Genomic DNA, 11,087 nt, shown 5'->3' with positions numbered 1-11,087 from the left:
TGGACGAGAAGAAATGGGTCAGCGAGCCGCAATTCCTGCATGCGCTGAATTTCTGCATGCTGCTGCCCGGCCCCGAGGCGCAGCAGCTCGCCACCTATATCGGCTGGCTGCTGCACCGGGCCAAGGGCGGTATCGCCGCTGGCCTGCTGTTCATCCTGCCCGGTCTGGCCGTCATCCTGGGCCTGAGCACCATTTATGTGCTGTGGCGCGACGTGCCGCTGGTCGATGGTGTGTTCTTCGGCCTGCAGGCCGCCGTGCTGGCCATCGTGATCGAGGCCGTGCAGCGCATCGCCAAACGCGCGGTCAAGACGCGCTTCCTGCTCGGCATCAGCGCATTGGCCTTTGTCGGCATCTACGGCCTGCACATTCCCTTCCCGCTGATCGTGCTTGGCGCCGCTGTGATCGGCTGGCTGGTCGGCCGCAGAAGGCCGCACTGGATCGTCACTGCGGCCGCAAAGGACGATGCCGATGTGCTGCCCAGCGTGCCGCCAAGCTGGTCGCGCAACCTGATCGTTATCGCGATCTTCGGCCTGCTCTGGGGTGGGCCGCTGCTCTGGCTGTTCGCCACGCTGGGCGAAACCCACGTTTTCACCCAGATCGGCGTGTTCTTCAGCAAGATGGCCGTGGTCACCTTCGGGGGCGCCTATGCCGTGCTGGCCTATGTCGGGCAGCAGGCGGTGGAGGTTTATGGCTGGCTGAATGCCCAGGAGATGCTGCATGGCCTCGGCCTGGCCGAAACCACGCCCGGCCCCCTGATCCTCGTACTCACCTTCGTGGGTTATCTGGCCGGTTTCCGCCTTGGCGGCATCGATCCGCTGCTGGGCGGTCTGCTCGGTGGCGTGCTCGCCACCTGGGTCACCTTCGTGCCGTGCTTTTTGTGGATCTTCCTCGGTGCGCCTTACATCGAGCGCATCCGCCATGTCCGCGCCTTCAGCCATGCCCTGGCGGCGATCACGGCGGCGGTGGTCGGCGTGATCCTCAACCTCGCCATCTGGTTCGGCCTGCATGTGCTGTTCAAGCAGATGGAGAGTGTGTCGCGCGGTCCGCTCAGTTGGGACGTGCCGGTGCTCTCCAGCCTCGATCCCTGGATGGCCTTGCTGTCGGCGGCAGCGATCATCGCTGTCTTCCGTTTTCATCTGGGACTGGCCTGGCTGCTGGGCGGTGCGGCACTGGCTGGTATCGCGATCCGTTTCATCGCATAATGAAAAAGGGGGTCGCGAGGCCCCCTTCTCCGTTCCGGTATCGCGTGGATCTTACAGACCGACCTGCGTGATGAACTTGGTGTTCAGGTAGGCTTCGATGGCTTCCGAGCCGCCTTCCGAGCCGTAGCCCGAATCCTTGATGCCGCCGAAGGGCACTTCCGGCAGGGCCAGGCCGTGATGGTTGATCGACACCATGCCGGACTCGAAGGCCGCGCCGATGGCGGCTGCCGTCTTGGCCGACTTGGTATAAGCATAGGCCGCCAGGCCGAAGGGCAGGCGGTTCGCCTCTTCCACCACCGCATCGAAGCTGGAGAACGGCATGATCGGCGCCAGCGGGCCGAACGGTTCCTCGTTCATGATGCGCATATCGGTGTTGATTCCGGTCAGCACGGTCGGCTCGAAGAAGTTGCCCTTGTTGCCGATGCGCTTGCCGCCCGTCTCGACCTTGGCGCCCTTCGACACGGCATCGGCGACGAACATTTCCATCGCCTGCACGCGGCGGTCGTTGGCCAGCGGACCCATGCGGGTATCCTTGTCGAGGCCGTCGCCCACCTTCAGGGACTTGGCGAAGGCCGTGAAGCCCTCGACGAACTTGCCATAGACCGATTCATGCACCAGGAAACGCGTCGGCGAGACGCAGACCTGGCCGGCATTGCGGAACTTGTTGGCGCTCAGCACCTTCACGGCGGTATCGACATCGGCATCGTCGAACACAATGGCCGGGGCATGGCCGCCGAGCTCCATGGTGATGCGCTTCATGTGCTGACCCGCCAGCATCGAGAGATGTTTGCCCACCGGGGTCGAGCCGGTGAAGGTGATCTTGCGGATCACCGGATGCGGGATCAGGTATTCGCTGATCTCCGAAGGCACGCCATACACCAGCTGGATCGCGCCGGCCGGCACGCCGGCATCGACATAGGCCTGCACCAGGGCGGCGCAGGAGGCCGGGGTCTCTTCCGGGCCCTTCAGGATGATCGAGCAGCCGGCGGCCAGGGCGGCCGAGCATTTACGCACCGCCTGGTTGATCGGGAAATTCCACGGTGTGAAAGCCGCGACCGGGCCGACCGGCTCCTTGACGACAAGCTGATACACGCCCTCGGCGCGCGGCGGCACGATGCGGCCATAGGTGCGGCGCGCTTCCTCGGCGAACCAGTCCATGATGTCGCCGGCCAGCAGGGTTTCGCCCTTGGCCTCGATGAAGGGCTTGCCCTGCTCCATCGACATGATCTTGCCGATCTCGTCGGCGCGGCCGCGGATGATGTCGGCGGCCTTACGCAGCACCTTGTAGCGGTCGTAGGGCGAGACCTTCTTCCAGGCCTTGAAGCCCTTGTCGGCGGCGGCCAGCGCGCGGTCCAGATCGGCCTTGTCGGCGTGGGCCACCTTGCCGATTTCCTCGCCGGTGGCCGGGTTCAGCACGGGGATGGTCTTGCCAGCGGCGCCCTTGGTCCAGGCACCGTCGATATACAGCGAAACTTCGGGATACATGTTTCCTCCTCACCACATCCGGAACTGCAAAATCAGGCCCGGGATTATGGCGGAAACGTCTTGGCCCCGCTACCGGTTGCGCCGGGAAGATGGCACCCGCAGAATGGCCGCCCGCGCAACTTGTATCCCCGCAGAACAAGCAATGAAAAAAGCCAAGCCCAAAGCCAAGTCCGCCGTCGCCCCGAAAACCGCTCACCCGTCGGAAACCACCCCGGATCCGGCTGTGCTGCTGCGTATCGCCGACGCGCTGGAGCGGCTGGCCCCGCCGCGCGCGCCGGACTGGAACGAAAACGCCGCCGATGCCTTCGTGTGGCATGCCGAGCCGGCGCCGGGCTGGCTGGAAGCCGTGCCCAAGGTGAATGCCGTCTCCATCGACCTGCTGCAGGGCGTGGACCGCGTGCGCGACATCCTGCTCGACAACACCACCCGTTTCGCCCGGGGCCTGCCGGCCAACAACGCGCTCCTGTGGGGTGCGCGCGGCATGGGCAAGTCGTCGCTGGTCAAGGCCGCTATCGGCGCGATCAACGGGAAAAAGGCACATGCCCTGGCGCTGGTGGAAATCCATCGCGAGGACATCCCCTCGCTGCCCGCCCTGCTCAAGCTGCTGCGCCAGTCGCAACGCCGCTATGTGCTCTTCTGCGACGATCTCTCGTTCGACGCGGAGGACCAGCATTACAAGTCGCTGAAAGCCGTGCTGGATGGCGGCATCGAGGGCCGGCCCGACAACGTGATCCTTTATGCCACGTCCAACCGTCGCCACCTGCTGCCGCGCGACATGATGGAGAACGAACGCTCCACCGCGATCAATCCGCACGAGGCCGTGGAAGAGAAAGTCTCGCTGTCCGACCGCTTCGGCCTCTGGCTTGGTTTCCATTCCTGCAGTCAGGAGGATTTCTTCGCCATGCTGGATGGCTACTGCGCCGCCTATGGCCTGAAGATCGACCAGAAGCAGTTGCGCGCCGAAGCCGTGGAATGGTCGATGACGCGCGGCGCGCGTTCCGGTCGCGTGGCGTGGCAGTTCATCCAGGATCTGGCCGGCAGGCTGGGCAAGCCGCTCAAGCCGACGAAGTAAGCTCAGGCAACCGAGAGGAACTTGGCGGGGTCCACCGCCTGGGTGCCCTTGCGGATTTCGAAATGCAGCTGCGGCTGGTTCACGCCGCCCGTGCTGCCCACGGTGCCGATCGCCTGGCCGCGCGTCACCTTCTGGCCCTTCTTCACCAGCGTCTTGTCGAGGTGGGCATAGGCGGTCATCCAGCCATCGGCATGGCGCACCAGCAGCAGGTTGCCGAAGCCTTTTAACTCGCTGCCCGCATAGACCACCACGCCATTCTCTGCCGCCACCACCGGCGCGCCGGCGCGGGCGGCGATGTTGATGCCGTCGTTATGCAGGCCATCGGCTTTTGGACCGAAGGTGGACAGCACCCGGCCACGCACCGGCCATGAGAAGGTGCGACCCGAACGCGGCGGCAGCACGGCTTCCTGCTGCGGCACGGCCGGTTCGGCTGTTGGCGGCGTTGACGATGGCGGAGCGCTGTTGGGCGGGGCACTGGCCACCTGAGGTTCGGTACTGCCCTCCGCCGTGGGGGCGGTCTGTTCGGCAGGCTGCTGCGGCACCGGCGGCAGGTTTGACGAGGCCTGCTGCTCCTGCTGTTGCGCCGGCGCTGTACCCGGTGGCGGCGGCAGGGTCTCGACCTGGAACCCCCGCGGCGCCGCCGCGCTCGGTGCTGCCTGCGAACCCGGCGCGCTGAGCGGTGCGCTGACCGGGGCCGAAGCCACGGCATAACCGGTCTGCGACGGGATGCGGAGCTGCTGGCCCACGCTGATCGTGTAAGGCGCCTGCAGGTCGTTGCTCTGCGCCATCGTCGAGACATCGACACCATAGGCGCGCGAGATGCTGTACAAGGTCTCGCCGCGCTGCACGCTGTGGAAGCGGCCGCTCGGCAGGCGCAGATGCTGGCCGGGCTGCAGCACATAGGGCGGCTGCAGGTTGTTGTCGTCGATGATCGCGCGCACCGGACGGTTATAGCGGCGCGACAGGGCATAGACCGTATCGCCGGGCTGTACCGTCACGCCATCGGGCACCGCTTCCGGCGCGACCCGGATGGCGGCGGCGCTGGATTGCGGATTGCCGCCGCCGAATGGCACCGCCTGCGGCAGCGAGCCGGACTGATGGCCGAACACCACCGGCGCCGGGGCCTGCTGGCCGCAGCCAGCCAGCATCGCCAGCGCCAGGATCAGCGAAATGTCCCGAATCCGTTGCATCGGCCGGGAGTCTAAGCCCCTTCCCCGCCTGCGACAATGCAGGCAGGCCAAGGTGTTACGCGGATGTTACGGGCGCGCTTACGGGGTGGCGGCGCTGGCTTCGCGGGCAATTCCGGGCAGCAGCGGCACAAAACGCACGGCTAGCAGGCGCTCTTCCCACACCTCGTCGCCCTGGCGGGTATAGCGGATCACGTCCTGTTCGGTCGTGGTCACCGCCACGGGCGCCACCATGATGCCGCCTTCGGGCGCAAGTTGTTCGATCAGGGCCTCGGGCCGCTTGTCGGCCGCCGCAGTCACCAGGATGCGGTCGAACGGTGCCTGTTCGGGCCAGCCCTTGTTGCCGTCGCCCAGCTTGGTCACGACATTGGTGATCTGCAGGTCGTGCAGCCGCTTCTCGGCCGTCACCAGCAGGGAACGGTAGCGTTCGATGGTGTAGATGCGCCGGCCCAGCTTCGACAGCACCGCCGTCTGGTAGCCCGAGCCGGTGCCGATCTCCAGCACCTTCATGCGGTCGCCGAGCTGCAATGCCTCGGTCATGTAGGCCACCACATAGGGCTGGCTGATCGTCTGGCCCTGGGTGATCGGCAGCGCGATGTTGTCGTAGGCGTGTTTCAGGAACTGGTCGGCGACGAAACGCTCGCGCGGCACACGTTCGATGGCGGCGAGCACGCGGGTATCGGCGACGCCCTGGCGCCGCAGTTCCATGATCAGCTGGATGACGCGCGGATCCACCGTCAATCCAGGGTCAGCGCAAGGCCGTCTTCAGCGCCTTCATGCTGGCGTCGTGGGTCAGGTCAAGCTGCAGCGGCGTGACCGAGATCGCGCCGTATTCGGTGGCGCCCAGATCGGTATGGCGCTTGGACTTGCTCTTCTGCCGGCGGAAGCCGATCCAGTAATACGGCACGCCGCGTGCATCCACGCGCGCATCCAGCAGCAGGTCGGTCAGGTCGCGCTGGCCCTGCGGCACGACTTCGACGCCGATCACCTTGTCCGCCGTCACGTCGGGGAAGTTGATGTTGATCAGCGTGCCTTTCGGCCAGCCCGATTTGATCAGCTTCTTGATCACCTTCGGCGCATGGTGTTCGGCCGTGGCCCATTTCACCGGATGGCCATGCTGGAAACACTGGCTCAGCGCGATGGAGGGCACGCCCAGCAGCGAACCTTCCATGGCGACGGCCACGGTGCCTGAATAGGTCACGTCCTCGCCCAGATTGGCGCCGCGATTGATCCCGGACAAAAGCAGGTCGGGCTTCTTGTCCTTGAAGATTTCATGCATCGCCATCATGACGCAGTCGGTCGGCGTGCCGCGCACGGCGTATTTGCGTGCGTTGATCTTGCGCAGGCGCAACGGCATGGTCAGGGTCAGCGAATGCGAGGCGCCCGACTGCTCGAATTCCGGCGCCACCACCCACACATCCTTTGACAGGCTGCGCGCCACCTTTTCCAGGATTTTCAGGCCCGGCGCGTGGATGCCGTCGTCGTTGGACACCAGAATACGCATCACTTCCCCACCTTCTCGATTTTCTCCAGCCCGCCCATATAGGGCTTCAGCGCATCCGGCACGGCGATGCTGCCATCCTCGTTCTGGTAATTCTCCATCACCGCGATCAGCGCGCGGCCCACGGCAAGGCCCGAGCCGTTCAGCGTATGCACGAAGCGGGTCTGCTTCTCGCCCGGCGCGCGGCAGCGGGCGTTCATGCGCCGCGCCTGCCAGTCCCAGCAATTCGAGCAGGACGAGATTTCGCGATACTGGTCCTGGCCCGGCAGCCAGACCTCGATGTCATAGGTCTTGCGCGCCGCGCCGCCCATGTCGCCGGCGCACAGCAGCATGGTGCGGAACGGCAGGCCCAGGCGCTTGAGCACCTCTTCCGCCGCGCCGGTCATGCGCTCGTGCTCTTCCACCGACTTGTCGGGCGAAACGATGCTCACCAGCTCCACCTTGTCGAACTGGTGCTGGCGGATCATGCCGCGCGTGTCGCGGCCGGCGGCGCCGGCTTCCGAGCGGAAACAGGCGGTCAGCGCCGTGAAGCGCCAGGGCAGCTCGCTCTCGTCGATGATCAGGTCGCGCGCCAGGTTGGTCAGCGGCACTTCAGCGGTGGGGATCAGCCAATAGCCCGTGGTGGTGCGGAACAGGTCATCGCCGAATTTCGGCAGCTGCCCGGTGCCGAAGGCCGTGGCGTCGTTCACCAGCATCGGCGGCTGCATCTCGGTATAGCCGAACTCGGTGGTGTGCAGGTCGAGCATGAACTGCCCGAGCGCCCGCTCCAGACGGGCGAGCTGGCTCTTCAGCACGGTGAAGCGCGCCCCGGCCAGTTTCACGCCGGACGCGAAATCCATGTAGCCCAGCGCCTCGCCCAGGTCGAAATGCTCCTTGGGCTTGAAGCTGTATGTCTTCGGCGTACCGGTGCGGCGCAGCTCGACATTCGATTTCTCGTCCAGCCCCTCGGGTACATCGTCGCCTGGCATGTTCGGAATGCGCGACAGCGCATCGGTCAGCGCCGCTTCGTGATCCTTCTGCTCAGTCTCCAGCGCGGCGAGGCGATCCTTCAGCGCGGTGACCTCGGCCATCAGTTCGCTTGCGCGCGCCTCGTCCTTCTTGGCTTTCGCTGCGCCGATTTCCTTCGACAGCGTGTTGCGCCTGCTCTGCAGGTCGTCGAACTCCAGCTGACTGGCGCGACGCTTCTTGTCCAGCTCGATCAGGGCCTGCGCCTGCGGCGCCACGCCACGGCGGGCAATGGCCCGGTCGAAGGCTTCCGGATTGTCCCGGATCGCTTTGATGTCATGCATGGTGAACTACCTTCAAGCAGCCGGCGACGAACCGGCCTCGTCCTTTGCCGCCTCTTCGTCGGCGGCCTTTTCCGCGGCTTCCCGCTTGGCGCGGTCGCGCTCGATCATTTTCACCGAAAGGATGGAGATTTCGTAAAGCAGGATCAGCGGGATGGCCAGGCCGACTTGGCTGATCACGTCGGGCGGGGTGACGATGGCGGCAAAGATGAACATGCCGACGATGGCATATTTGCGCTTGGCAGCCAGCCCGGCCGAAGTCGCGATGCCCACCTTGCCCAGCAGGGTCAGCAGCACCGGCAGCTCGAAGGCGATGCCGAAGGCGAAGATCAGCGTCATCACCAGCGAGAGGTATTCGCTCACCTTCGTTTCAAGCTGGATCGGCAGGGTGTCGTCGCCGCCCAGAGTCTCGAAGCCGGCGAAGAATTTCAGCGCCAGCGGCATGATGAAGTAATAGACGAAGGTGGCGCCCATCGCAAAAAGGATCGGGGTCGCAACCAGGAACGGCAGGAAGGCCTTCCGCTCGTGCTTGTAAAGGCCCGGCGCCACGAACATCCAGACCTGGCTGGCGATGATCGGGAAGCTGACCAGCGCCGCCGCCCAGAAGGCCAGCCGGATCTGCGTGAAGAAGGCTTCCTGCGGCGCGGTGAAGATCATGCGCCGGCCTTCCATGCCGATCGCCTCGATCAGCGGATGCATCAGGATGTTGTAGATCTGCGGCGCGAAGAAATAGCAGGCGCAGAAGGCAATGAAGATCGCGCCGATCGAATACATCAGGCGATTGCGCAGCTCGATCAGATGTTCGAGCAGCGGCATGCGCGAGGCTTCCACCTCGTCCTGCGGTTTGGCGTCGGTCTCGCTCACGGCTTGGTCTCGGTCTTGGACGCTCCGGCGTCGGCGGTCTCAGCCGGCGCAGGTTCAGCCGGCGCGGCGGCCGGGCCCGGATCGGCAATCGGCGTCGCGCCCGAGATATCTTTCGAGATATCCATGTCCTTCGTCGCGTCCATGATCGCCTGGTTATGCTCGGCGAACTGCTTTTCCAGCGACCCGTCGGGATCGAAGGTCTTCTTCACTTCGTTCTCGATGGAAAAATCGCTGACCTGCTTGGCGGCCTTGCGCAACTCGTCCAGCTCGGACTCGCGCACCATGTCGTCGAGGCCGCTCTGGAACTCGCGGGCCATGGAGCGCGCCTTCGCGGTCCACTGCCCCACGGTGCGCAGCACCTTGGGCAGGTCTTTCGGCCCGATGACGACCAGCGCCACCACCGCGATGATTCCCAGTTCCGACCAGGCAATGTCGAACATCGCCGCCTACGCTGTTTTCTGCTGCGGGGCCGCGCCGGGATATCCGCCGCGGCGATCCATGATCAGTTCTGCGCGGTCTTGTCGGCCGGCTGACTGCTGGGCGCAGCGCCGCCGGTCGGCTGGTTCTGCTGGTTGATCACAGGCGGCGCGCCGGCCTGCTTTTCCTTGTCCTTGTCGTCCTCGGTCATGCCCTTGCGGAAATTCTTGATGCCCGACGCCAGGTCGCCGGCCACCTTCGGCAGCTTGCCGGCGCCAAAGATGATCAGGATCACCAGCAGGACAATCAGCCAGTGCCAAAAACTGAACGTACCCATACCCTTATCTCCTCCTGCGGGCCGCCCCGACCGGGGGGCGGCGCCTGCCGCTGCAAGGCGGCACTATGGCAGAGATAGCGCGCCGAAGGCAATCTTCCGCCCCCAACTTCCTGCGTGTCACGCTGTCTCAGGCGGCAGGAAAAACGAAGCAGAAAGCCGGGTTTAGACCAAGGTGCAGGGTCGTGCCCGCGGCTGGCAATGGTCCGGCCGGCAGGCGGGCGGCAAAACGCAGCGCGCCATGGCTCACTTCCAGGCGGCGATAGGCGCCAAGCGCCGTCGCCCGCTCTACCTTCAGCGCCAGGCCGCCGGCGTCCCGCTCCTGCAGGGCTTCGGGGCGGAACATCACCAGGGCCTCGCTGCCCTCGGCCAGTTGCCCGGCCGGCAGGGCGCCGAACGGAGTCTCGACCCGGCCACCTGCGGTTACCCGCAGGCGGATTTCATTGGTCTCGCTCAAAAACCGCGCCACGAAGGGCGTCGCCGGCGCGGCATAGATCTGCGCCGGGCTGTCGATCTGCTCGACGCGGCCGGCATGCATGATGGCGATGCGGTCGCCCATGCGCATGGCCTCTTCCGGATCATGCGTCACCAGCAGGGTCGCCGTGCCAGCCTGTTTCAGCACTTCCACGGTTTCGTCGCGGATCTGGTCGCGCAGGCGGCTGTCGAGGCTGGAGAACGGTTCGTCCAGCAGCATCACGCGCGGCTCGGGTGCCATGGCGCGGGCGAGTGCCACGCGCTGCTGCTCGCCGCCGGACAGGCGATGCGGATAACTGTCGATATGGGCGGCCAGACCCAGGCGGCCAGCCCAGTGTTCGGCGCGTTTGCGCCGTTCGGCGACCGGCAACCGGCCAAGTCCGAACGTGATGTTGTCGGCCACGCTCAAATGCGGGAATAAGGCATGGTCCTGGAACACCATGCCCACATGGCGCTGTTCGGTCGGCACGTTGCGGCCTGCGCCGGCCATCAGTTCGCCGCCGATGCGCACCTCGCCCTGCTGCAGGTCTTCAAGCCCTGCCGCCAGGCGCAATGTGGTGGATTTGCCGCAGCCCGAGGGTCCGAGCAGGCCGAGGATTTCGCCGCGCCCGACCGTCAGGCTGACATTGTCGACCGCCAGCCGCGCGCCATAGCGATGGCTCACCCCGGCCAGGTCCAACCCGGCTGCCTCACCTTTGCGATCAGGCATCGCTTTCGGACGACTGTGCTTCGGCCTTCTTGGCGTCGGCTTCCTCGTCGATCAGCGGCTCCAGGTATTCGCGGCCGTCGTCGTCCTCGTCCAGCGGGTCTTCCGGCGCGGTGTCCAGCGCCTCGCCCGGCATCGGAATGCCGCCCGACGCCGGCAGGGCCTCCAGCAGGCCAGAGGCGCGCAGTTCCTCGATGCCCGGCAGCGCGTCGGCGCTTTCCAGGCCGAAATGCACCAGGAATTCGTCGGTAATGCCGTAGGTGACCGGGCGGCCCGGCACGCGGCGGCGGCCGCGCACCCGCACCCAGTTGGCCTCCATCAGCACGTCCAGCGTGCCACGGCTCAAGGACACGCCACGGATGTCCTCGATCTCGGCGCGGGTGCAGGGCTGGTGATAGGCGATGATGGCCAGCGTCTCGATGGCGGCACGCGACAGCTTGCGCTGCACCTGGCGGTGTTCCTCCAGCATGTGCTGCAGGTCGGGCGCGGTCATGAAGGCCCAGCGGCCGGCCACCTTCTTCAGGTTCACGCCGCGCGGGCGATACTGGTCTTCCAGGGC

Annotated in this window: 12 protein-coding genes; 2 read left to right on the top strand and 10 right to left on the bottom strand. The window is 65.8% G+C overall.

All coding sequences use genetic code 11. The features are described 5' to 3' along the window. The coding region (chrA, locus tag ACK4FJ_RS20110; RefSeq protein ID WP_409768759.1) for a chromate efflux transporter at positions 1 to 1,202 on the top strand (1,202 nt) is incomplete at its 5' end. A gap of 51 nt (positions 1,203 to 1,253) precedes the next feature. On the opposite strand, the gene ACK4FJ_RS20105 is transcribed toward chrA, so the two are convergent. After that, positions 1,254 to 2,687, bottom strand: a complete 1,434-nt coding sequence (locus tag ACK4FJ_RS20105; RefSeq protein WP_409768756.1) for an NAD-dependent succinate-semialdehyde dehydrogenase — start codon at positions 2,685 to 2,687, stop codon at positions 1,254 to 1,256. Between the two features lie 142 nt (positions 2,688 to 2,829). On the opposite strand from ACK4FJ_RS20105, the gene ACK4FJ_RS20100 reads away from it, so the two are divergent. Further along, positions 2,830 to 3,759, top strand: coding sequence for an ATP-binding protein (locus ACK4FJ_RS20100; protein WP_409768753.1), 930 nt, complete (start codon positions 2,830 to 2,832; stop codon positions 3,757 to 3,759). 2 nt (positions 3,760 to 3,761) lie between these two features. Here ACK4FJ_RS20100 and ACK4FJ_RS20095 read toward each other — a convergent pair whose 3' ends face one another. The 9 genes from ACK4FJ_RS20095 to scpB form a co-directional block, all read right to left on the bottom strand. Next, positions 3,762 to 4,949: a peptidoglycan DD-metalloendopeptidase family protein gene (locus tag ACK4FJ_RS20095; RefSeq protein WP_409768750.1), complete on the bottom strand. Its 1,188-nt coding sequence runs from the start codon at positions 4,947 to 4,949 to the stop codon at positions 3,762 to 3,764. A gap of 78 nt (positions 4,950 to 5,027) precedes the next feature. Then, positions 5,028 to 5,687 carry a protein-L-isoaspartate(D-aspartate) O-methyltransferase gene (locus ACK4FJ_RS20090; RefSeq protein WP_409768747.1) on the bottom strand — a complete coding sequence of 220 codons (660 nt, stop codon included), beginning with the start codon at positions 5,685 to 5,687 and terminating at the stop codon, positions 5,028 to 5,030. Between the two features lie 7 nt (positions 5,688 to 5,694). Continuing rightward, positions 5,695 to 6,450, bottom strand: coding sequence for a 5'/3'-nucleotidase SurE (gene surE, locus ACK4FJ_RS20085; protein WP_409768744.1), 756 nt, complete (start codon positions 6,448 to 6,450; stop codon positions 5,695 to 5,697). Continuing rightward, positions 6,450 to 7,736 (bottom strand): serine--tRNA ligase, encoded by a 1,287-nt coding sequence (serS, locus tag ACK4FJ_RS20080; RefSeq protein ID WP_409768741.1) that lies wholly within the window; start codon positions 7,734 to 7,736, stop codon positions 6,450 to 6,452. Before serS ends, surE begins: the two co-directional genes overlap by 1 nt. 12 nt (positions 7,737 to 7,748) lie before the next feature. Continuing rightward, positions 7,749 to 8,597, bottom strand: coding sequence for a twin-arginine translocase subunit TatC (gene tatC, locus ACK4FJ_RS20075; RefSeq protein WP_409768738.1), 849 nt, complete (start codon positions 8,595 to 8,597; stop codon positions 7,749 to 7,751). After that, positions 8,594 to 9,037 (bottom strand): Sec-independent protein translocase protein TatB, encoded by a 444-nt coding sequence (gene tatB / locus ACK4FJ_RS20070; protein ID WP_409768735.1) that lies wholly within the window; start codon positions 9,035 to 9,037, stop codon positions 8,594 to 8,596. The genes tatC and tatB overlap by 4 nt, the downstream gene beginning before the upstream one ends. A 62-nt stretch (positions 9,038 to 9,099) precedes the next feature. Next, entirely contained in the window at positions 9,100 to 9,351 is a 252-nt protein-coding gene (locus tag ACK4FJ_RS20065; RefSeq protein WP_409768732.1) for a twin-arginine translocase TatA/TatE family subunit, read from the bottom strand. 127 nt (positions 9,352 to 9,478) lie between these two features. Beyond that, entirely contained in the window at positions 9,479 to 10,531 is a 1,053-nt protein-coding gene (locus ACK4FJ_RS20060; protein WP_409768729.1) for an ABC transporter ATP-binding protein, read from the bottom strand. Further along, positions 10,524 to 11,087 (bottom strand): SMC-Scp complex subunit ScpB (scpB, locus tag ACK4FJ_RS20055; protein ID WP_409768726.1); only part of this gene is annotated, 564 nt, incomplete at its 5' end. The genes scpB and ACK4FJ_RS20060, both read right to left, overlap by 8 nt.

The organism is Ferrovibrio sp., assembly GCF_046297595.1.
Classification (GTDB): Bacteria; Pseudomonadota; Alphaproteobacteria; order Ferrovibrionales; family Ferrovibrionaceae; genus Ferrovibrio.
Note: the sequence above shows the minus strand (reverse complement) of the source record. Positions and strands in the feature narration are given on the sequence as shown.

What these genes read in the sequence shown, in the direction of transcription:
- ACK4FJ_RS20105 (WP_409768756.1), bottom strand. Translation starts at nt 2,687, where the DNA reads ATGTATCCCGAAGTTTCGCTGTATATCGACGGTGCCTGGACCAAGGGC.
- ACK4FJ_RS20100 (WP_409768753.1), top strand. Translation starts at nt 2,830, where the DNA reads ATGAAAAAAGCCAAGCCCAAAGCCAAGTCCGCCGTCGCCCCGAAAACC.
- ACK4FJ_RS20095 (WP_409768750.1), bottom strand. Translation starts at nt 4,949, where the DNA reads ATGCAACGGATTCGGGACATTTCGCTGATCCTGGCGCTGGCGATGCTG.
- surE (WP_409768744.1), bottom strand. Translation starts at nt 6,450, where the DNA reads ATGCGTATTCTGGTGTCCAACGACGACGGCATCCACGCGCCGGGCCTG.
- serS (WP_409768741.1), bottom strand. Translation starts at nt 7,736, where the DNA reads ATGCATGACATCAAAGCGATCCGGGACAATCCGGAAGCCTTCGACCGG.
- tatB (WP_409768735.1), bottom strand. Translation starts at nt 9,037, where the DNA reads ATGTTCGACATTGCCTGGTCGGAACTGGGAATCATCGCGGTGGTGGCG.
- ACK4FJ_RS20065 (WP_409768732.1), bottom strand. Translation starts at nt 9,351, where the DNA reads ATGGGTACGTTCAGTTTTTGGCACTGGCTGATTGTCCTGCTGGTGATC.
- ACK4FJ_RS20060 (WP_409768729.1), bottom strand. Translation starts at nt 10,531, where the DNA reads ATGCCTGATCGCAAAGGTGAGGCAGCCGGGTTGGACCTGGCCGGGGTG.